A 21,296-nucleotide genomic window follows, 5' to 3' on the forward strand; every position below is an offset into this window, starting at 1 on the left:
AATGAAGAGATATAAAAATATATTCAAAAACAGAGAAGATGCGGCGAAAAGACTTTATGATGTTATACCTATGCAAAAGCTTAAAGAAGAAAACTGGAAAATAGTTGCAGTTTCAAGAGGCGGTTTGGATCTTGCCTATTATTTAAGGGGAAAATATAAAAACAGTATTGATTTTCTTTTTTCAGAAGGAGTTATGGCTCCAAATAATAGTGAATGTGAAATAGCCAGAGTTTGCGAAAGTGAAGAGATAGTGATAAACGAAAATCTTGTCTCCGCTTTTGGGATCAAATATGACTATATTTACGGCGAGGCGCATAGAAAACATGAAGAGAAGATATTGAGTTATATGTATCAATACAGGAAGGGTAGGCCTTTTGCATCAATGCACAAACAAATAGTTTTGTTGGTTGATGAAGGAAGTGAGACAGGGTTAAAGTTTTTAACTGCTCTTAAAATGATTTTGTCGATGAAACCCAAAGCAGTTTATATAGCTGTTCCGATTGTACCGAGTGATGTTTTAGAGTCTTTAGAACCGTTTGCGGATGATGTATTTTTTCTTTACAGTATAGATGATTATGTTGAAACATCACTATATTACGAAGAGTTAGAGAAAATAGATGAAGATAGAATAGAAAAAATACTAGGAGAAAAGAATGAAATATAATGTTAAAATAGATTTAGAAAATAGAAGTGAAGAGTACTCTTTTACCGAAGTTGCAAGACAGGCAAATGGTTCAGCATGGGTAAAAAGCGGTAATACAGTTATTCTTGCAACGGTTGTAATAGACGAGACGGAAATAGTAAAAGATGATTTTCTTCCTCTTACAGTTCAATATATTGAAAAAACATATGCAGCAGGTAAAATCCCAGGCGGATTTTTCAAGCGTGAGACAAAACCAAGTGATTTTGAAACTTTAACATCCCGTATAGTGGATCGTTCACTTCGCCCGCTTTTTCCTAAAGGTTTTGGACATCCTACGCAAATTACAATTATGACTTTTAGTGTAGATGCAGAGGCAGATTTACAAATTTTAGCGTTAAATGCCGCATCGGCTGCTTTGTTTGTCAGTGATATTGATATTAACAAGTCAGTTTCTGCTGTAAGAGCTGCAAAAATTGATGGAGAGTTGATACTTAATCCAACGCTTTCTCAACTTAATGAATCTACACTCGACCTTTACTTATCTGGAACAAAAGATGAACTTTTGATGATTGAGATGAGAAGTATCGGTGGAGAAAGAGTAAATAGTACTTTATCAGTAGACCCTTTAATGGATCCGACAATGAGCGCTCCTATCATAACAACACATATATCAAATGCAGTAAACGAAGATGAGCTAATAAGTGTTTTAGAAGAGGCAGAGAAGCTACTTTTTGCAAATAATGTTAAGTATGAAGATTCATTCCAAGAGTTCAAAAAAGAGACATTGGAGATAGAGTACAAAGCACATGTAATCAATGAAGAGATGGTGGATTATGTAAGAAAACATCATTTTTCGGATATAAAATCTGCAATGAATCAGATGGCAAAATCAGAACGCTCAACAGCTCTAAGAGCGCTTAGAAAAAAAATTATTATTACGCAAGAGCATTGGGATGAGGTAGAGCTAAAAGATGCGATTGAGAAAGTAAAAAGAGAGCAGGTAAGAGCTCAGATACTTGAGGAAAGAGTTCGCGCTGATGGCAGAGCTTTAAATGAGATTAGACCAATATCCATTAGTACAAATCTGCTTCCTCGTGCGCACTCATCATGTCTTTTTACTCGTGGACAAACTCAAGCGCTTGTTGTTCTTACAATTGGAGGAGCAAAAGATGCGCAAATGTTTGAAACCTTGACTGATGAAAGTGCGCAAAATGAAAATTTTATGGTTCACTATAACTTTCCCGGATTTAGTGTAGGTGAGGCTTCTCCTATAATGGGAACAAAAAGAAGAGAGCTTGGACATGGAAATTTAGCAAAAAGAGCACTAGAGCCGATAGTTGATCTTGATGGTCAGACGATTCGTCTGGTTTCTGAAATTTTAGAATCAAACGGTTCCTCTTCAATGGCAACCGTTTGCGGGGGCTATATGGCACTTCGCGCAGCAGATATTGAGACAAGTGACACAATTGCCGGAATCGCAATGGGTATGGTAAGCGAGGGTGATAAATATGCAATTTTATCAGATATTATGGGACTTGAAGATCATGACGGGGATATGGATTTTAAGGTAACAGGTTCGAAAGAGGGAATAACTGCTATGCAGATGGATATAAAACTCGGCGGTATAAGCTTAGATATCCTAAAAGAGGCACTCTACCAGGCAAAAGAGGGAAGAAGCCATATTATAGATATTATGCAAGAAGCTGAAAAAGAGATAGAGTTTAATGAGGGAGTTTTGCCAAGTACAGATTTTTTTCATATTCATCCAAGTTTTATAGGTGATATTATCGGTCAAGCCGGGAAAACAATTCGTGAAATTATTGAGAAATTTGAAGTTGCTATTGATATAGATAAAAAAGTGGGAAAAGTTAAAGTAACAGGCAAAAGCAAAAGCGGTGTAAAAGCTGCAAGAGAGCATATAGAAGGAATTGTCAATGCTCCAAAGGTTGCAAAAATTGAGTATAAAGTAGGCGAAAAATATAAAGGTATTGTTAAAAAAATAGTTGATTTTGGTGCATTTATAGAACTTCCAGATGGAACGGATGGGCTTATCCATATCTCAAAAATATCTGATCAAAGAGTAGATAAAGTTAGTGATGTTCTTAAAGAGGGTGATGAAATAGATGTAGAAATTTTGGAGTTTAAAGGCAATAAAATTTCTTTAGGCCGTGCGTAATAGTTTTAATATATAAAATTTATAAAACTTAAACTCTTTTTTAGAACTAATTTTATATAATCGCAAATCAAATTTTAGTAGGGAAATCCTTGCATTTATGTTTGGGTTGCTATATCTTTGTGGGTATGGTTACGCTAGCCGAAAAAGTTTGTAATAATTTTAATGGAGAAACTATGAAAAAAGTTCTATTTTTAATGTTAGCTCTTGCTACTGCTGCATTTGCTGCTGATGGTGATGTTGCTAACCAAACTCTTAAAGCGTACTCAATGATCGCTGCAGGTCTTGGTCTTGGTCTTGCTGCTCTTGGTGGAGCTATCGGTATGGGTCATACTGCTGCTGCTACAATCGCTGGTACTGCAAGAAACCCAGGTTTAGGTGCTAAACTAATGACAACTATGTTTATCGCTCTTGCGATGATCGAAGCTCAAGTTATCTATGCACTTGTAATTGCTCTAATTGCACTTTACGCAAACCCTTACTTAGGTTAATCAACCAAAGTAACCCTTGCTGACCCTCTAGGGTCAGCAATTTTAAATTTTCTTTATGCGATCGTGGTGGAACGGTAGACACGCTACCTTGAGGGGGTAGTGCCTTACGGGTGTGAGAGTTCAAATCTCTCCGATCGCACCATAAAAAATATAAAACTTCTCAACGCGAAAACAAAAATCCAAATCCAATTCTATTTTGATGATTATTATAATCTACCAAACTTGCTCCATATCCGTTAAACAGTTTAAGATACCAGAAGTTGTTTTTTGAATTTCCTGTAGGGTATGACCACTCTACTTCAATAGAACCTCGATTTTCACCGTTAAAACGAAGATTGTTGCGCCATGTTAAGTCAAACTGATGTTTTTTAAGAAAATAGTTTAATTTTAAATGTCCATATCCCAGATAAGAGGTTATATCCTTATTGTCGTCTCCTGCATCTGCTACCCATACTCTAAGGCTTGTCATAAGATTTCTGCTGTAAAAAAAAGACTCTAGATAGATTTGATTCCACTCTCTAGAGAGTGGTGCTCCCATTCCATTTGACTCATGCCAAAAGCCAATTTTAACAGCTTTAAATCCAAATTCTGAAAACTCTTTATCTTGAATAGGTAAAGTAAGCCATACTTCAGGTCTGTAGTTTGTTTCACGAAATGGAGCGGAATCTGAATAAAATTGCCACCATACCTCTTGCGTGTATCCCAAACTTATTATCTCATTGAGACCAAATAGATTGTAGCTTATATCTTTTTTTAAACTTATTTGAAATTCTGCTTCAATATTTTTGTCAAATTGTTCATAGCCTGGGTAGGCGATAGGGTCTCTTTGTTCATAATTTTTTGTTGTATATGCAAAAGGAATTAAAAAATTTTTTTCATACGGAAGCAACCCGAAGTTACTAAAAATTTTTGTTACCATTGCCTCTCTTCCATCTGAATCTTTTGGCATATCAAGATGTTGGAAAAGAAAAAGTTTTTTTGCTTCATCTTCACTTGTTACACTATCCGTGGTTTCTTTGTTGCTGTTTATTTCATTAGCAATAAGAGAAGAGCCGGCTATAAAAAGCAAAGTAACAAAAAGTGTTTTATTTAATAAGAGTAATACAGTCTTCACTATTTGGAACCAAACATAAAAAGCTGTATGCTTCTTCACCAAGAGTTTTATAACTGTGAGAAACACCTGCTGGTATCAGCAAAATATCACCTGCTTTAGCCTCTATAATTTCATCTTCTATCTGAACGGAAGCACGACCTGAAAGCACATATTGTTCATGCTCAACACTATTTGTGTGAAGCGGCATATATCCACCTGCTTCTATTATGAAGTTTCTCATTGCAAAATTTGGCGATTCATCAGGAGATAAAAGCATCTTCATAGATACACCTTTTCCCGCTTTTTGAGGCACCGCCTCAATGGAATTGATCTCTTTGTGTAGGTACATTATAGCCTCCTATAATAATATTTTTGGTAGCATATCATAAATTGTGTTTGATTTATATGGAGATTATTTATGAAAATTGCAAAAAATATAACAGAGCTTGTAGGAAACACCCCTTTGGTTAGATTAAATAAACCGTCTAAACTTACAGGTGCTAATATAATTGCAAAATGTGAATTTATGAATCCAACAAGCTCGGTAAAAGATAGAATAGGTTTTAACATGATAAAGCGAGCGATGGAAGCAGGAGAGATAACAGAGGGGACTACTGTAATTGAACCTACAAGCGGCAATACTGGAATAGCGCTTGCGGCAAACTGTGCAGCACTCAATTTAAAGCTGATTCTAACTATGCCTGAGTCGATGAGTCTGGAGAGAAGAAAACTGCTAAAAGCATTTGGAGCCAAGCTGATTTTAACGCCTGCGCATTTAGGTATGAGCGGTGCAATTGTTAAAGCAGATGAACTTCAAAAAGAGATATCAAATTCAATAGTTTTACAGCAGTTTAAAAATCCGTCAAACCCTGAAGTTCATATGTTGACAACTGCAAAAGAAATCTTGAGCGATACAGATAAAAAACTTGATGCATTTATTGCTGCTGTTGGAACAGGCGGAACGCTGAGTGGAACTGGAAAGGTTTTAAAAAAGGAGATACCTCATATTGCAATATTTGCAGTAGAACCTGCAGCATCTGCAGTTCTCTCTGGAGAGTGCGCTGGAGTGCATGCCATTCAAGGAACTGGAGCCGGATTTATTCCAGACACACTGGATGTTTCTGTTTATGGCGAAGTGATAAAAGTGAGTAACGAAGATGCGATAAAAACAGCAAAAATGCTTGCAAAAGATGAGGGCTTGCTTGTGGGCATATCTGCGGGGGCAAATGTATATGCGACGATGCAGATTGCTTCAAGAGAGGAGTTTAAAGGCAAAACGCTTTTGACTGTTCTTTGCGATACCGGCGAGAGGTATCTAAGTACAGAACTTTTTGATGAATAAAATTTTTTTAGAAACAATTAAAGCAGTTGATGGAGAAGTTTTTAATCTCTCTTTTCATCAAAAGAGATATGAGAGCGTTTTAAAAAAATTTGATATTTTAGATGCACAAAATTTGCAGAAGTATCTAAACCCTCCAAAAATTGGAATTTACAGATGCCGTTTAACATATGACTTGTCACAAGCATCTCATTTGATAAAAGTAACATATCATCCATACAAAAAAAGAGATACAAAATCATTAAAACTTGTTTATAATGATAAGATTGAGTATTCATTGAAATCTGTATACAGAGATGAGTTAGATGCTTTGTATGAGTTAAGAGGTGAGTGTGATGATGTTTTGATAGTAAAAAATTCTTTTATTACCGATACTACGATAGCAAATATAGCTTTTTTTGATTCAAAAAGATGGATTACGCCTGCATTACCGCTCTTAAAGGGTACGACTAGAGAGAGACTTTTAAAAGAGAGCAAAATATTTGAAGAAGAGATACATGTAAAAGATTTGAAAAATTTCAGCAGAGTAGCTCTTATGAATGCCATGATAAATTTTGATATAATTGCAAAAAACACAAAGGATTTTTTGTGCTAGATAATTTGATAAATGATAATGATTTTGCAAAAATAATGCAAAAAAATATGGAAAATATAATATTTTTTTTATTTGAGAAAGATCAAAACTTCGGTATTCTTTGTAAAATAGAGAGCATATCTTTTGATCCGCCTCTTCCTGAAGATATAAGTGCAGAATTTAGACAAATGACACTTTTCTTCTTAGCTGGATATACATTTGAGACGGCTAGCATTGTTGAAAACAGTTTAGTTTTTGAAGCAGGCTTTGGAGCGGAGAACTTTGGCAGTGTCGTTAGTGTTCCTCTTTTAAGTATAATGCAGATAATTGTTGATGAAACTCCACTGCTTATAAATTTGGCAAACTACAAAAAAGAGAAAAAAGAAGTTAAAGAAATAGATAATGGAGGAGTTGAAAGTTCAATGGCCTCTTTTCTATCAAATCCTGAGAATTCAAAATTTATAAAAAAGTAGATTTTGTTGCAACTTGTAGAGTTGTTCTACAAGTTTATTGAAATTTATACTTTATTTAAAGAGAGCAGATAATTAACTACACTGTCAATAAAAGCATCATGCTTCTTATCTTTTGAATATGCTATATAGAAATTTCTTTCCATTTTATAGTTTTTAATTCTAGCTTCAAATAGTCTGCCTTCAGCTACTTCACTAGCTACAACATGTTTTGACATAATAGATACAATAGGTCTTTCACTATGAGGATCTGCATGTAAAATAGACTCTTTTATTGCTGTTGGACTTTCTAAGACACCAAGTACATTAAGATTGTTGCACTGAACACCAATTTCGTCAAGAACTTCGCTTGTTAATTTTCTTGTATGAGAAGCTTCATCTCTGCATATCCAGTCAAATCCATTTAAATCTTCAGCTGTCAGGTGTTTTTTTAAAGGTTGATTTGAAAAAACAACCAACTCATCTAAAACCCACTCTCTATATATAATATCGTTTCTAAAAACTGGAGATTCAATAAGAGCCAGGTCTATTTTTTTATCTTCAAGCTGATCTATAATTTCGCAAGATTTTGCAACATTCATATATACATTGTTGTTTATTCTCTTTTTTATTTCAGCAAGATAGTTTGGTAATACATAGTTTCCAATAGCGTTTGAAGAGCCGATAACAAAAGTAAAATCTTTATGTATTATTTTTAAAAGCTCTTTTTCACAGCTTGCTATTGTTTTTTCAAGTCTAGTTGCGATTCTAAAAAGGTCTTCACCCTCTTTTGTCAGTAAAATACCATTCTTTTTTCTATCTACTATTTTAGTATCAAGATACTCTTCTATAAATTTTATCTGCTGTGTAACAGCAGGCTGTGAAATACCAAGTTTTGCCGATGCTTTAGAAAAACTTTTTTCCTTTATGACCATCAAAAAAGTTTGTAGTTTTGCAAAATCTTTTAACATAATAATTCCTATAAGTTTAAATAATAGATAAAATTATAACTCATTATTATAATTAATGCAATAGTTTTGTAATAATTTACCTCTTTTTGGCTATAATAATTTAAATCAATATGAATAGTGGCATAAGTATGAAAAAAATATTTGAAAAATTAAACGATTCGCAGGCAAGTGCTGTAAAGCAAACAGAGGGTCCTGTGTTGATTTTAGCCGGCGCAGGAAGCGGAAAAACGACTACTGTCGTTTCTCGTTTGGCTTATCTTATAAAAGGGATTGGAATTCCTGCTTCAAATACTTTAACACTTACATTTACAAATAAAGCTGCCAAAGAGATGAGAGAGCGTGCTTCTGCTATGATGGATAATCTAGCTTATCCACCGCTATTGTGTACTTTTCATAAATTTGGATTACTTTTTTTAAAATTTAATATTCATCTTTTAAAAAGAGAAAATAATTTTGTAGTTATTGATACCGATGATAAAAAACGAATTATTAAAAAAATAAACAGTGAAATTCCAACATCACTTATTGCAAGTGAAATATCAAGATATAAGAGTTCGCTTCTAACTCCGGATGACGCTTATAAGCAGGCAGAAATATTTAATTATCAACAGATAGCAAAAGTTTATGAAGAGTATGAAAATTATCTGTTAGAAAATAATTTGGTAGATTTTGATGATTTGATAGCACTTACATATAAACTTTTAGATGAAAATGAGGAGCTTGCCCGAGCTACTTCTGAAAAATATCGCTATATAATGATAGATGAGTATCAAGATACAAATGAACTGCAGCTTAAACTTTTACAAAAACTTTGCACTGTGCATAAAAATATATGTGTAGTCGGTGATGATGATCAAAGCATTTATGGCTGGCGCGGTGCACATATAAGAAACATTATAGAGTTTGATAAAGATTTTGAAGGTACTGCTATTTTTAAACTTGAAGAGAATTATCGCTCAAAAGAGCCGATTCTTAAAGTTGCAAATTCGCTAATAGAACACAATAGATCAAGACTTGGCAAAAAACTTATCCCCACTCGCGGGAGCGGTGAAGATGTGACTGTTTTAAATTCTGCCGATGAGAATGAAGAGGCAAGAAAAATTGCTTCAAAGATTGCAAAGCTTTTAGATTCAGGTGTAAAAGCGCAAAATATAGCGGTGCTGTATCGCGTCAATGTCTTAAGCCGTTCAATTGAGGAAGGGCTAAATCGTGCCGGTATTGCATATAAGCTTGTCGGAGGTCTGAGATTTTATGATAGAGCAGAGGTAAAAGATCTTATAAGCTATATTAGAGTTATTACAAATTTTCATGATGACTTTTCATTTAAACGAATAGTAAATAAGCCAAAAAGAGGCTTGGGAAAAGCAAGCGTAGATAAAATAGAGTTGGCTGCACATAAGAATGAAATTTCAATATTTGAATATATCACAAAAGTTTCTCTCGCAGATTTAGAGTCTTTGGTTAAAAAGAAAAACGCTAAAACGCTTAAAAAATTTGTAAAAGATATTCAAAGTGTAGCAAAAGAGGCGACGGAATCTACTTATAACTTTATAGATATTTTAGAAGATACTTTCCATCTTAAAGATATCTATAAAGGTATGCCTGACGAAGTAGAAAGAGTTTTAAATATGGATGAGTTTTATGGTCTCTTTAGAGATTTTGTAAAAAATTCTCCAGAATCTTCGCTTGATGAGTTTTTAAATGAGCTTACACTTCAAAGTGAGCAGGATCAGGTAGAGGGAGAGAGTATTTATATGATGAGTATTCATGCTTCCAAAGGTTTGGAGTTTGACCATATTTTTATTATAGGGTTAGAAGAGGGGTTTTTGCCTCTTGTGGGTGATGGAAGTGATCTTGAAGAGGAGAGACGGCTTGGCTATGTTTCTTTTACAAGAGCAAAAGAGACATTGACCCTTTCTCATGTAGATAGCAGATTTTACAAGGGGCGAAGAAGCGATTTGCAAAAGAGCAGATTTTTTAATGAAGCGGGACTTTGTGAAGGTTCTTTGATAGTCGAGAAAAACACGGCTTTTAAAAAAGGTGATTTGGTACGCCATAAAATCTTTGGGACAGGAAGAGTAATAGGAGTAAGTAAATCCGGGCGGGAATTTAAACTAAACATTAACTTTGCAGGCACAAAAAGAGATATCTTAGCCTCCTTTGTTGAGAGACTATGAATAGACTTTTTGTTGCATACAAACCTACAGGCATAAGTTCAAATTTTTTTTTAACAAAATTAAAAAGAAAATATAAAACAAAGAAAGCTGGTTTTTCGGGAACGCTTGATCCATTTGCAAAAGGAGTTCTCTTAATAGGAATGGGAAGCTATACAAAATTGTTTCGTTTTTTAGACAAAACCCCAAAAACATATAGAGCAACTCTTTGGCTTGGTGCAAAATCTGAGAGTTTAGATACTGAGATGATAGAGCAGGTTGATATATTAAAAGAGTTTAATGAATCTGAGGTTTTAAAGGTTTTAAAATCTTTAGAGGGTGAGCTTGAATATGAACCGCCTATTTTTAGTGCAAAACGAATAGATGGTCAAAGAGCTTATGATTTAGCTCGCGCCGGCAAAGAGTTTACGCTCAATAAAATACATTCAACCATTTACAAGATTGTTCTTGTGCATTATTGCCATCCATTTATAACATTTGAAGCAACTGTTTCGGAGGGAACATATATTCGTTCACTTGGTCGGATAATTGCAAATAGACTCGGTGTAAAATTTGGCAGTCTTAGTGCTTTGGAGAGATTAAGTGAGGGACAGTTTAGGTATAATAATGAAAAACCTCTGGATATTAAAAAATCTTTAAATATAAAGCAAAACTTTTATCTTGGAGAGAGTGATAATTTAAAGTATGGCAGAGTCCTTGCATTAAAAGATTTAAAAATACAAGAAGATGGTTATTATTGGCTTGAGAGTGGCAGTTTTATTTCGATTATAAATATAAAAGATACAGAAGTAAATTATGAACTAGGCAGGATTGAATGTTAGTGTTGCTAAAAAATAAGAGATAAATAGATGAAGCTATATAAAGCTTATGCGAAAGTAAATATATTTTTAAAAATTACCGGAGCTAGAGGTAATTATCATGAAATCATATCAAGGTTTATGAGAGTTGATTCTCTTTATGATGAGCTCTCTTTTGTTGCCAAAAACAGAGATGATGCTTTTAAAATTATAGGCGAGTTCTCATGTAAGACAGAACAAAATACTATTTATAAAGCATATATTGCACTTTTGGATAGTTTAGATGAGACACCGGCTAAATCACTAAAAAACTTAATGGATAAATATGCTGTTGAAGTGAAAAAAAATATTCCTGCTTTTGCGGGGCTTGGCGGCGGAAGCAGTGATGCTGCTACTTTTTTAAAAATGTGTAATGAAGTTTTAGACCTTGGGCTTAGCCAGAATGAATTAGCGCTTATCGGCTTAAAAGTCGGTGCTGACATTCCATTTTTTATTTACGGGTATGATAGTGCAAATGTTGGCGGGATAGGTGAAGTTGTTGAAGAGTTTAAAGAGGAGTTGCTTGATTTTGAAATTTTCACACCTAAAATAGAGATAAGTACACCCAAAGTCTATAGAGCTTATAGAGAAAATTTTTACAATCCGATAGATGGATTTAAAGTAGAGAAGTTGAAAAAAACCCCATCATTGGATATACTAAAAAAAATGAGTGCAGATGAAGCAAACGATCTTTTTAAACCAGCACTTCAAGAATACAAAGAGTTGAAAAATTATTATAAATATGGATACTATTTTAGTGGAAGCGGAAGCAGTTTTTTTAGAGTCAAAGAGAGGAAACAGTAAGTAATGGGCGAAACAGTAGCAAAAAATAAAAAAGCCTATTTTGATTATTTTTTAGAGGAAAAATTTGAAGCAGGTGTAGTTCTTAAAGGGAGCGAGATAAAAGCGATACGAGCTGGACGCGTCAATCTAAAAGACAGTTTTATTCGTTTTGTAAGTGGTGAGGCATTTTTGTTTAATGCTCATATAGGGAGGCTTGAGACGACACATCACTACTATTCGCATGAAGAGAGAGGAAGCAGAAAGCTTCTTTTACATAAAAAACAGATAGCAAAGATGATAAAAGCAGTAGAGAAAGAGGGTTATACGGTTGTTCCTCTGCAGCTCTATTTTAATGATAGAAATATTATAAAAATTCAAATTGCAATAGCAAAAGGAAAACAGCTTCATGATAAAAGAAACGATTTAAAAGAGAAGGATATGAAGCGTGATATTGAGCGCTCTATGAAAGATTATTGATGAGGTTGTTTTTTTTATATCTTTTTTTTGCAACTGCTGTTTTTGGTATAAATGTAGAAATGGCAGACGAGACGATTACAAACGGAAGAACCGCTCTTTTAGAGTTTAAAAAAGAGAAAAATATCGAATATAAAAGAGTCGTTACAGATAAGAAGAGTTATAAAATTTTTAAAAATCCTCTAGATGATGAAAAATTTTATGTACTGTTTCCTATTGGTTATTATGAAAAGCCGGCGGATAAAAAGATAGAAGTTTTTTATGTTGAGCAAGGCAAAGAGAGAAGCAAAACTCTATTTTTTAAAGTAGAGAATGCGAACTATGAAAAGGAGACGCTTAGTGTTGACAGCTCAAAAGTAACTTTAAGCGAAGAGGACCAAAAAAGAGCTTCAAAAGAGTATACCGAAGCAATGCAGATCTATAAAAAAACAACTATCCAAAGCTATGTCTCATCCGAGTTTATTATTCCTATGGAGAGTAAAATAACAAGTGATTTTGGAAAAGCCAGAGTTTATAATGGATCATTAAAGAGTTATCACGGAGGAGTGGATTTTAGAGCTAGTGAAGGCACACCTCTTATAGCGACTAACAGCGGAAAAGTAGTTCTAGCAAAAGATAGATTTTACTCAGGAGGTTCAGTAGTTATAGATCATGGGCAAGGTATATACTCATGCTACTTTCACATGAGCAAACTTGATGTCAAAGAGGGAGCTATAGTAAAAAAGGGAGAAACAATTGGTCTCTCCGGAAGCAGTGGCAGAGTGACGGGTCCGCATCTTCATTTTGGAATCAGGATTGCTTCCCAGCAGGTTGATCCCCTTCAGTTTATTGAGCTGATAAATAAAAATATATTTACACAAAAAAATTAAGGAATTATAAAATGACACTGTTTCAAATTATCATGCTTGGTGCTTCGGCATTTTTCGCATTTAAAGTTTATGAACATATACAGACTCTTCAAGATCCTGCACCAAAAAGAGAAGATACTCCACCATCTTCTTTTGATCCAGAATCATTAATCATTAAGGCTGATGAGGCATTTGAAAGTGGTGATTTGCAAAAAGCTTTGGCGCTATTTACGGAAGCAAATGCAAAAAAGTCGCAAAACTCCGATGTTTTATTTAAAATGGGTTATATTTTGCAGCAGTTAGATAAAAAAGATGAAGCATTAAACTACTATAAAGAGGCTCTTGAAATGGACAAGGATAATGAGTATATCCATAACTCAATAGCAAGCGTATATAGATCAAAAGAGGAGTTCGTATCAGCTAGAATGCACTTGAGTGCATCTTTGGATATCAACGATAAAAATCCGATAACATACTATAATTATGGAAATCTTTTGGTTGATATGAAACATATAGATGAAGCCAAAGAGATGTATAAAAAGGCACTTGAGATAAATCCGGAATTTAAAGAAGCACGAGAAGAGCTGCAAAAACTTAGTTAGGAGTTGAAATGAAAATATCAAAGATATATGAATTTTTGGATAATTTATCACCTTTTGAGCTTCAAGAATCATGGGATAACTCAGGGTTAATAATAGGGGATTTTAATCAAGATGTACAAAAAATAGTATTAAGTATAGATATTGATGAAATGCTTATAGATTCAATGGATGAAAATACTCTTTTGATAACACATCACCCTCTTATTTTTAGCGGGCTTAAACAATTAGAATTTAATAAATATCCAGCAAATTTGATTCACAAAATGATACAAAAAAATATTTCAAATATCTCAATGCACACAAATTTTGATCAAACACATCTAAACGAATATGTTGCAACTGAAATTTTAGGATATAAAATAGAAAAAAAAGATGGATTTGTTCTTTATTTGGATATAGATGAAGATTTTGATGCTTTTGCACAAAAAATTGCCGCTACATTTTCACTGCCATATGCAAAATGTGTAAAAAGTTCTCAGAGGGTAAAAAAAGTTGCTTTAACAACCGGTTCGGGATGCTCTTTGATTAAATATATAGAGGCTGATTGTTTTTTAACTGGAGATATAAAATATCACGATGCGATGGAGGCAAAGAGCATAAATTTGTCGCTTATTGATATAGGACATTTTGAAAGTGAGCACTTTTTTGCAGAGATTTTGCTTAAACATTTGAAAAATTTAGGTTTAGAAGCTATAATTTCATCATCTAAAAACCCTTTTACTTACATTTAAGAAATCGGTACAACTATTTAATCCAAAAGGAGATTAATGAACTTACACCTAAAACAGCTGATTGACCTATCACAAGTAGACAAAGAGATAGATGCTTTTGAACCACAGATAGAAGAAGCAAATTATAAGCTAGAAGCAGCACAGGCAAAAAAACAGAGTATAGATTCGGATATTGAAAACCTAACAAAAGAGATCAAAGATGAAGAGGTTAAAAAGAAAAAAAATGAACTTCATCTGCAAGAACTTTCTCAAAAATTAGAAGACAACTCTAGAAAAAGTGCTGAAGTTAAAACTGAGCGAGAGATGAAATCTCTTCAACTTGAAGAGGAGATTGCAAAAGAGCAGGTAACTTTTGCAAACGAAGAGATTGAAAGACTTGAGAGAGTTATTGCTTCAAAAACTGAGCAGGTAGAAGCTGCAAAAAAATCTCTCGAAGAGTTAGAATCTAGTCTTGCAACAATAAAAGCTGAAGTTGAAGGAAAACTAGAAGTTATCAATCAATCTCGTCAAGAAGTTTTTATTAAAAAAGAGAAATTAATCTCAGAGATGAACCAAAAAGGTCTTGCGTTTTATCAGAAAATTCGCAGATGGGCTAAAAACACAACTGTAGTTCCTGTTGTAGATCAAGCTTGTATGGGTTGTCATATGTTGATTAATGATAAAATTTATGCAGATGTAATTAAAGGTGAAGAGATTACAACATGTCCACATTGTGGCCGTATTCTCTATATGGAAACTGATAAAGAATAGGCTTGAAGCCGTTTACACTTCTGTACTTTATCTTAAGCGTAGTGCTCTATTTGGTAGCACTGCCGCTTTTGATTTATCTCTCATTTAAACATAAATACAAAGAGTCGATTCCGGCTCGTTTTTTTCTTTTTAAAAATCCAAGATTTAAAAGTAGTGACGGGGTTTGGTTTCATGTATGCTCTTTGGGCGAGGCAAGAGCGCTGAAGCCCATCTTAGACCTTCTAAAAGATTGTGATATAAAGATAACAACGATAACACATACGGGACAAGCACATGCCAGAAGATATGATGCAGAGGTAAGATATCTGCCTTATGAGATGTTTTTGCCGTTTTGGGCAAAAAAACAGAGAGTACTTGTAGTTTTAGAAGCGGAATTTTGGTTTATGCTCTTTAGTGTTATGAGAGCAAAAGGGACAAGAGTTATACTTTTAAATGCTCGTATATCAGAAAAAAGCGTTAAAAAATATCTTCGATTTTCTTGGTTTTATAAAAAACTACTCTCAAATGTAGAGATAATTTATGCGCAGAGCGAAGCTGATAAAAACCGTTTTTTAGATTTAGGTGCGAAAAATATTGAGATTATCGGAAATATTAAATTAGCAGCTGAGATAAAAAAAACCAAAGAGTATAAAAAACCCAGGGGTGAGTTAATAGTCGCAGGAAGTACCCATGAGGGCGAAGAAGAGAGTATCTTAAAATCATTTGTAGAGTATAAAAAACAGAGTGATTCAAAACTCGCCGTAGTTCCAAGACATCCTGAGAGATTTGAGGCAGTTTATGAGCTTATGAAAAGGTATGCTGACAAAAACTCTTTGACCCTAAGTCGGTTTTCGCAAGATAGTGAGTTTGACTCAGATTTGATTCTAGTTGATGCGATGGGCGAGTTAAACAATATATACGCAATCAGTGACATTGCAATTTTAGGCGGTGCATTCAGGGATGATGTAGGCGGACATAATCCGCTTGAACCAGCTTATTTTGGATGTAAAATCATTACTGGAAAACACTTTTTTCATCAAAGGGAGCTTTTTAAGTATGTTCATCATGTTCAGTATGTTGAGTCTGATGAAATTTATAAAGCGTTGATGAAATGCAAAGAGTTGCCGCCAAGTATGGTTGAAGAGAAAATAGATTTAAAACCTGTAATAGAGAGAATAGTAAAAAATTAAATCTATCCCGCATGGGTTAGCTTCAGTGTCCGAGCGGTCAGTGAAGCCAAAGGGACGAGTTCCTTTGGCGTACAAATAAATGAAGACTATTCTTCATTTTATGAAATAAAATTAAGGAAATAATTTAATGGCATTAGAAAAAGCGTATAAACTTTTAGCAGCACAAGAAGGGATTTCAAATTCTCAAGCGAAGTCTATGATAGATAGAGGTTTGGTTTATGTAGGCAATAAAAAAGTAATGATTGCTCGTGGAGATATTGATTCAAAAACAGTATTTAGAGTAGAAAAAGTTGAGAAGATAAAACCTATTTTTGAAAATGATGATTTGATTGTTGTGGATAAACCTGCACATATTAATTCAGATGAGATAGAGAGACAGTTTAAGCCTGCACAGCTTTTGCATAGACTCGATCGTGAGACAAGCGGTGTTTTAATGCTTGTAAAAAATGAAGAGTTTAGACAAAAAGCGATACAAGAGTTTAAAAAAGACAGAGTTTATAAAGAGTATATCGCATGGATAGAGGGGATTTTAAGTGAGCCGATTGATATTGATAAACCAATTTTGACTACCAAAAAAAACAATCGTGCAACTTCAAATGTTTCAAGCAAAGGAAAACCTGCAAGAACAGAAGTTTTCCCTGATATTGTTAGCGGCAATAAAACAAAAGTTAAGTGTATTATTCATAACGGAAGAACACATCAGATAAGAACTCATTTAAGATATATTGAACATCCAATAGTCGGTGATGAACAGTACGGCGGAAGACGGGCAAAACGGGTAATGCTGCATGCTTACAAAGTAAGACTTTTCGATATGGAATTTACAGCACCTGAACCAAAGACATTTGTTCACTTTGAATAGTCGTGAGAGTTTATGGAGCGTCTATATGCTAAGGTGCAGCGATGGGACTCTCTACACCGGAATAACTACAGATCTAGCTAGAAGAGTCGAGGAGCATAACAGCTCTTTCAAAGGTGCTAAATATACATGTCCAAGAAGACCTGTCGCATTAGTTTACACTGAGTTTTGTGAAGATAAAAGCAGTGCAACCATAAGAGAGCTAGAGATAAAAAAACTACCAAGAGAAAAAAAATTGGAGCTTATAAAGTGATACGAATCTTTGTTGATGGCGATGCTTTTCCAAATCTTTTAAAACCGATTCTATTTCGTTCGATAGAAAGATTGAAATTAGAGACTTTTGTTATCTCTAACAAACCAATAACCATAGGAAAATCAAAACTGATTAGTTACATTATAGTTGAGCAGGGTGCAGATGAAGCGGATCATCATATAGTAGAACTTGCAAAAGAGGGTGATCTAGTTATAACTGCTGATATCCCGTTGGCAGATAGAGTAATAACCAAAGCCGCGCATGCAATTGATCATAGAGGTGAGTTATATACTGTTGACAATATTAAGCAATACTTGGCTATGAGAAATTTAATGGAAAAAATTCGTGAAAGTGGTGAAATAACAAAAGGACCAAAACCTTTTGACAAAAAAGATGCACATCAATTTGCAAATCAGCTTCATAAATTTTTGAGTAAGTATTGTAAAATATAAAGCAGAGTTAAAGTAATTTTCAGCTAAAATTCGCCACTTTTTACATTCTAAGATAATTTAAAAAACAGGAGGGACCCATGTTTGATGTATTAACAGATTCATTTACAAATGCTATTAAAAAAATTCGTTTTCATGATGACGAAAGGGCTCTCTCAAAGGCTCTCGATGAGCTTAAAAAATCTCTTTTAAAAGCGGATGTAAACCATAAAGTTGTTAAAGAGCTTATATTTAAAGTTCAGATAGAGACGAAAAAAAATGGGATTGGTAAAGATCAATTTTTAGCGGCTCTAAGAGAAACACTTTATGAACTTTTAGAAGTTGGCGGAAACAGAGGTTTTATATTTGCTTCAAAACCTCCTACCGTTATACTGATGACAGGGCTTCAGGGTTCTGGAAAAACTACTACAACTGGGAAATTGGCGCTTTATTTAAAAAACAAGCAAAAAAAAGTTCTTGTAGTCGCAGCCGACTTGCAGCGTTTAGCGGCAGTTGAGCAGCTGCGTCAAATTACAGCAAAAATCGATGTTGAACTTTATGAAGACGAGAGCACGAAAAATCCTGTTGAAGTCGTAACTGCAGCACTCAAAAAAGCAAATAGCAACATATATGATGTTGTTCTTATAGATACTGCTGGTCGTTTGGCGATAGACGATGAGCTTATGAAGGAGCTTGAAGCTGTTAAAAAAGCTGCAAATCCAAGCGAGATTTTTTATGTTGCAGACTCTTTGACGGGTCAGGATGCTGTTAAGACGGCTGCTACTTTTAAAGAGAAAATCGGAATTGACGGCGTCATTTTAAGCAAATACGACGGTGATTCAAAAGGCGGTGTGGCTCTGGGACTCTCATCTCAAGTCCAAGTACCTCTGCGCTTTATAGGTAGTGGCGAAAAGATGGAAGATTTGGAAGTTTTCTTGCCAGATCGTGTCGTAAACCGTCTTATGGGTTTTGGAGATATTGAGGGTTTAGCTGAGAAAACTTCATCGGTTATTGATGAAAAACAGGCTAAGAAGCTTACTTCAAAAATTAAAAAAGGGCAGTTCAACTTCAATGACTTTTTAGAGCAGATGGAAAGTATGAAGAAAATGGGAAGTATGAAGTCTTTAATGGGTATGATTCCGGGCATGGGAAATATGTCTAAGGCACTCAAAGATTTCGATCTTGAAAGTTCAGGTGAGCTTAAAAATATCAAAGCCATGGTTTCCTCCATGACTATGAAAGAGAGAGAGAACCCAGATCTTTTAAACAACTCGCGCAAATTAAGAATTGCTAAGGGTTGCGGACTTACTCAAGTTGAGATTAACCGCATGATAAAACAGTTCAAAAATGCAGGTAAAATGGCTAAAAAGCTCTCAGGTAAAGGCGGCATGAAAGATCTGCAAGCTATGATGGGACAGATGGGCGGCGCAGGAGCTCTTAGAAGATAGCTTGGCGCTAAAGTGAATATAGAAGGTAAATTTATAGACTTTTAGAAGTTTATAGATTTGCATTCAGAATGCAAAATTTAACATATACAGCAAGTTGAAATATGACTTGCGCAGAGAAGGACAAAACATGGCAACAGTAATTCGCCTCACTAGAATGGGAAGAAAAAAACAACCTTTTTACCGTATCGCGGTAACAGATTCACGCAAAAGAAGAGACGGTGGCTGGATAGAGTTAATCGGACATCACAATCCGATGGTAGCAGAGAAAACAACAGTTGTTGATAATGAGAGATTAGATTACTGGTTAAGCGTTGGCGCTAAAATGAGTGATCGCGTTAAAAAGATAACAGGTCGTTAAGATGATAGCTGATTTTGTCGCACAATTTGCAAGACTTATAGCATCATATCCTGATGATATAAGAGTTGAAGTAAAAGAGAGCGATGAAACAACTGAAATTTTACTATATGCCAATCAAGCCGATATTGGGAAGCTTATCGGTAAAGAGGGTAAGATGATAGGTGCTATAAAAACTGTCATCTCAGGCTGCAAAGCTAAAAACGGTATGAGTTATCGTATTAATGTCGAAGCAATTTAATAAACTTCTTCATATTGCTACAATCGGCAAGTCTGTCGGTTTAAAAGGTGATATGAAACTTCATATAAAGAGTGATTTTCCAGAGCAGTTTAAAAAAGGTGCCTCTTTTTTTATAAATGAAAAAGAGAGTCTTACTATAAGTGATATAAATCACGAAAGAGCTCTTGTAAGGTTTCTTGGCTACTCTTCGCCTGAAGATGCTAAAAAATTTACAAACAAACATCTCTATACTACAATAGAGAGAACAAGAGATGAGTGTCATCTGGAAGATGGCGAGTATTTTTGGTTCGATATTGAAGGCTGTACGGTAGTTGAAGATGGAGAAGTTTTAGGTGTTGTTGAGGAGATTGATAGAATCTCAATTACTAATTACTTAAGTGTTAAAACTGATGAAAAATTAGTAAATAAGGGCTTTGCAAAGAGTTTCCTTATACCTTTTAATAAACCCTTTCGAGTACATACGGATATTGATAAAAAAGTAATAACCGTTAGTGGCGGCATGGATATTCTAGAAGCTTCATAATGAAATTTACTTTTGTTACTCTTTTTCAAAATATAGTTGAGGGTTATTTTGAAGATTCTATTTTGAAAAGAGCAATTCAAAAAAATATTTTATGTATAGAGTACATAAATCCAAGAGATTTTAGCAGCTCAAAACATAATAAAGTTGATGATACTGCAGTCGGTGGTGGAGCTGGAATGGTGATGAATCCACAACCTTTGTATGATGTATTAAATGAATTAAAAACTAAAGATAAAGATGTACATCTTATTTTTTTAACTCCAGTTGCAAAACCTTTTAGACAAAATGATGCTAAAAGATTAGCAAAAAAAAACCATATAGCTTTTGTGAGTGGAAGATATGAGGGAATAGATGAGAGAGTTATTGAAAAATATGCAGATGAAGTTTTTAGCATCGGTGATTATATTTTAACCGGTGGAGAATTGGCTTCTTTGGTTATTTGTGATGCCGTTTCTAGGAATGTAAGCGGTGTTCTTGGTAATAGTGATTCTTTAAGTATTGAAAGTTTTGAAAATGAGCTTTTAGAAGCGCCATCTTTTTCTAAGCCGAAAAATTATGAAAACAATTGTGTTCCATCAGAATACTTAAAGGGAAATCACAGTAAAATTCGCTCACTAAAATTAGCTCTATCTGAGTGTAAGACTAAATTCTTCAGGCCAGAGCAGCTTTTAAAGCATAGAACAAGGAAATCTTATGAGAAATAAGTACATAGAAAACTTTGAAAAAGCACAAGTGTCTGAGAAAAATATTCCAGACTTTCGTGCTGGTGACACTGTTCGTTTAGCAGTAACAATTCAAGAAGGTGACAAAACTCGTGTACAAAATTACGAGGGTGTTTGTATTGCAAAAAGAGGTCAAGGAACTGGTCAAACTATTACAGTTCGTAAAATCGGTGCCAATAGTGTAGGTATTGAGAGAATATTTCCGATTTACAGTGACTCAATTAATGAAATATCAGTTATTCGTCGCGGTCGTGTTCGTCGTGCGAAACTATTTTATTTGCGTGATCTTGCTGGTAAAAAAGCTCGTATCAAAGAACTTAGAAGAAAATAATCTTCTAAGTTATCTATATTATATTTCCAAACTTTA

27 protein-coding genes and 1 tRNA gene are annotated in these 21,296 nt (G+C 34.4%); 25 read left to right on the forward strand and 3 right to left on the reverse strand.

Annotation, left to right across the window (positions count from 1 at the left end):
- Position 1: 1 nt before the first annotated feature.
- From FJR47_RS01770 to FJR47_RS01785, 4 genes are all read left to right on the forward strand, one after another.
- Positions 2-664 (forward strand): phosphoribosyltransferase, encoded by a 663-nt coding sequence (locus FJR47_RS01770; protein ID WP_188093735.1) that lies wholly within the window; start codon positions 2-4, stop codon positions 662-664.
- Positions 654-2,819 (forward strand): polyribonucleotide nucleotidyltransferase, encoded by a 2,166-nt coding sequence (locus FJR47_RS01775; protein WP_152298775.1) that lies wholly within the window; start codon positions 654-656, stop codon positions 2,817-2,819. The genes FJR47_RS01770 and FJR47_RS01775 overlap by 11 nt, the downstream gene beginning before the upstream one ends.
- A 173-nt stretch (positions 2,820-2,992) precedes the next feature.
- Positions 2,993-3,307, forward strand: a complete 315-nt coding sequence (locus tag FJR47_RS01780) for a F0F1 ATP synthase subunit C (protein WP_137011867.1) — start codon at positions 2,993-2,995, stop codon at positions 3,305-3,307.
- 57 nt (positions 3,308-3,364) lie between these two features.
- A tRNA-Leu gene (locus FJR47_RS01785) sits at positions 3,365-3,449 on the forward strand.
- An 18-nt stretch (positions 3,450-3,467) separates the two neighbouring features.
- Here FJR47_RS01785 and FJR47_RS01790 read toward each other — a convergent pair.
- Both FJR47_RS01790 and FJR47_RS01795 read right to left on the reverse strand, forming a co-directional pair.
- A complete protein-coding gene (locus tag FJR47_RS01790; RefSeq protein WP_241855412.1) occupies positions 3,468-4,421 on the reverse strand; it encodes a phospholipase A in 954 nt (317 codons plus the stop codon).
- The gene (locus tag FJR47_RS01795; protein WP_152298776.1) at positions 4,393-4,749 is read right to left on the reverse strand and encodes a cupin domain-containing protein; all 357 of its coding nucleotides are present in this window, start codon (positions 4,747-4,749) and stop codon (positions 4,393-4,395) included. Before FJR47_RS01795 ends, FJR47_RS01790 begins: the two co-directional genes overlap by 29 nt.
- Positions 4,750-4,818: 69 nt before the next feature.
- Here FJR47_RS01795 and cysK point away from each other — a divergent pair, with 69 nt between their 5' ends.
- From cysK to FJR47_RS01810, 3 genes are read left to right on the forward strand one after another with little or no spacing between them, the layout of a single operon-like run.
- Complete coding sequence (gene cysK / locus FJR47_RS01800) at positions 4,819-5,742, forward strand: cysteine synthase A (protein WP_152298777.1); 924 nt, start codon at positions 4,819-4,821, stop codon at positions 5,740-5,742.
- Positions 5,735-6,334, forward strand: a complete 600-nt coding sequence (locus FJR47_RS01805; protein ID WP_152298778.1) for an aminotransferase class IV family protein — start codon at positions 5,735-5,737, stop codon at positions 6,332-6,334. The genes cysK and FJR47_RS01805 overlap by 8 nt, the downstream gene beginning before the upstream one ends.
- Positions 6,328-6,786 (forward strand): hypothetical protein, encoded by a 459-nt coding sequence (locus tag FJR47_RS01810; RefSeq protein ID WP_152298779.1) that lies wholly within the window; start codon positions 6,328-6,330, stop codon positions 6,784-6,786. The genes FJR47_RS01805 and FJR47_RS01810 overlap by 7 nt, the downstream gene beginning before the upstream one ends.
- A gap of 44 nt (positions 6,787-6,830) precedes the next feature.
- On the opposite strand, the gene FJR47_RS01815 is transcribed toward FJR47_RS01810, so the two are convergent.
- Entirely contained in the window at positions 6,831-7,733 is a 903-nt protein-coding gene (locus FJR47_RS01815; RefSeq protein WP_152298780.1) for a LysR family transcriptional regulator, read from the reverse strand.
- A gap of 128 nt (positions 7,734-7,861) precedes the next feature.
- On the opposite strand from FJR47_RS01815, the gene FJR47_RS01820 reads away from it, so the two are divergent.
- From FJR47_RS01820 to rplS, 18 genes are all read left to right on the forward strand, one after another.
- Positions 7,862-9,910: an ATP-dependent helicase gene (locus FJR47_RS01820; protein WP_152298781.1), complete on the forward strand. Its 2,049-nt coding sequence runs from the start codon at positions 7,862-7,864 to the stop codon at positions 9,908-9,910.
- Positions 9,907-10,728, forward strand: a complete 822-nt coding sequence (truB, locus tag FJR47_RS01825) for a tRNA pseudouridine(55) synthase TruB (protein ID WP_152298782.1) — start codon at positions 9,907-9,909, stop codon at positions 10,726-10,728. Before FJR47_RS01820 ends, truB begins: the two co-directional genes overlap by 4 nt.
- A 27-nt stretch (positions 10,729-10,755) precedes the next feature.
- Complete coding sequence (locus FJR47_RS01830; protein ID WP_152298783.1) at positions 10,756-11,547, forward strand: 4-(cytidine 5'-diphospho)-2-C-methyl-D-erythritol kinase; 792 nt, start codon at positions 10,756-10,758, stop codon at positions 11,545-11,547.
- A gap of 3 nt (positions 11,548-11,550) precedes the next feature.
- On the forward strand, positions 11,551-12,003 hold the full coding sequence (gene smpB / locus FJR47_RS01835; RefSeq protein ID WP_152298784.1) for an SsrA-binding protein SmpB: 453 nt from the start codon (positions 11,551-11,553) through the stop codon (positions 12,001-12,003).
- Positions 12,003-12,869, forward strand: a complete 867-nt coding sequence (gene pgp3 / locus FJR47_RS01840; protein ID WP_152298785.1) for a peptidoglycan metallopeptidase Pgp3 — start codon at positions 12,003-12,005, stop codon at positions 12,867-12,869. The genes smpB and pgp3 overlap by 1 nt, the downstream gene beginning before the upstream one ends.
- An 11-nt stretch (positions 12,870-12,880) precedes the next feature.
- On the forward strand, positions 12,881-13,450 hold the full coding sequence (locus FJR47_RS01845; RefSeq protein WP_152298786.1) for a tetratricopeptide repeat protein: 570 nt from the start codon (positions 12,881-12,883) through the stop codon (positions 13,448-13,450).
- 8 nt (positions 13,451-13,458) lie between these two features.
- Complete coding sequence (locus FJR47_RS01850) at positions 13,459-14,181, forward strand: Nif3-like dinuclear metal center hexameric protein (protein WP_152298787.1); 723 nt, start codon at positions 13,459-13,461, stop codon at positions 14,179-14,181.
- Between the two features lie 36 nt (positions 14,182-14,217).
- The gene (locus FJR47_RS01855; protein WP_152298788.1) at positions 14,218-14,931 is read left to right on the forward strand and encodes a zinc ribbon domain-containing protein; all 714 of its coding nucleotides are present in this window, start codon (positions 14,218-14,220) and stop codon (positions 14,929-14,931) included.
- Between the two features lie 2 nt (positions 14,932-14,933).
- Positions 14,934-16,100 carry a lipid IV(A) 3-deoxy-D-manno-octulosonic acid transferase gene (waaA, locus tag FJR47_RS01860; protein WP_152298789.1) on the forward strand — a complete coding sequence of 389 codons (1,167 nt, stop codon included), beginning with the start codon at positions 14,934-14,936 and terminating at the stop codon, positions 16,098-16,100.
- A gap of 127 nt (positions 16,101-16,227) precedes the next feature.
- Positions 16,228-16,962, forward strand: coding sequence for a pseudouridine synthase family protein (locus FJR47_RS01865; protein ID WP_152298790.1), 735 nt, complete (start codon positions 16,228-16,230; stop codon positions 16,960-16,962).
- Entirely contained in the window at positions 16,955-17,212 is a 258-nt protein-coding gene (locus FJR47_RS01870; protein WP_347400448.1) for a GIY-YIG nuclease family protein, read from the forward strand. Before FJR47_RS01865 ends, FJR47_RS01870 begins: the two co-directional genes overlap by 8 nt.
- Entirely contained in the window at positions 17,212-17,664 is a 453-nt protein-coding gene (locus FJR47_RS01875; protein WP_188093758.1) for a YaiI/YqxD family protein, read from the forward strand. The genes FJR47_RS01870 and FJR47_RS01875 overlap by 1 nt, the downstream gene beginning before the upstream one ends.
- 77 nt (positions 17,665-17,741) lie before the next feature.
- Positions 17,742-19,088, forward strand: a complete 1,347-nt coding sequence (gene ffh, locus FJR47_RS01880) for a signal recognition particle protein (RefSeq protein WP_152298792.1) — start codon at positions 17,742-17,744, stop codon at positions 19,086-19,088.
- A gap of 127 nt (positions 19,089-19,215) precedes the next feature.
- Positions 19,216-19,446, forward strand: a complete 231-nt coding sequence (rpsP, locus tag FJR47_RS01885) for a 30S ribosomal protein S16 (RefSeq protein ID WP_011372086.1) — start codon at positions 19,216-19,218, stop codon at positions 19,444-19,446.
- 1 nt (position 19,447) lies between these two features.
- Entirely contained in the window at positions 19,448-19,684 is a 237-nt protein-coding gene (locus FJR47_RS01890; protein WP_152298793.1) for a KH domain-containing protein, read from the forward strand.
- Complete coding sequence (rimM, locus tag FJR47_RS01895) at positions 19,668-20,207, forward strand: ribosome maturation factor RimM (RefSeq protein ID WP_152298794.1); 540 nt, start codon at positions 19,668-19,670, stop codon at positions 20,205-20,207. The genes FJR47_RS01890 and rimM overlap by 17 nt, the downstream gene beginning before the upstream one ends.
- Positions 20,207-20,911, forward strand: a complete 705-nt coding sequence (gene trmD / locus FJR47_RS01900) for a tRNA (guanosine(37)-N1)-methyltransferase TrmD (protein ID WP_152298795.1) — start codon at positions 20,207-20,209, stop codon at positions 20,909-20,911. Before rimM ends, trmD begins: the two co-directional genes overlap by 1 nt.
- Positions 20,901-21,260 (forward strand): 50S ribosomal protein L19, encoded by a 360-nt coding sequence (gene rplS / locus FJR47_RS01905; protein WP_152298796.1) that lies wholly within the window; start codon positions 20,901-20,903, stop codon positions 21,258-21,260. The genes trmD and rplS overlap by 11 nt, the downstream gene beginning before the upstream one ends.
- Positions 21,261-21,296: the final 36 nt, after the last annotated feature.

Source organism: Sulfurimonas xiamenensis, from assembly GCF_009258045.1.
Classification (GTDB): Bacteria; Campylobacterota; Campylobacteria; order Campylobacterales; family Sulfurimonadaceae; genus Sulfurimonas; species Sulfurimonas xiamenensis.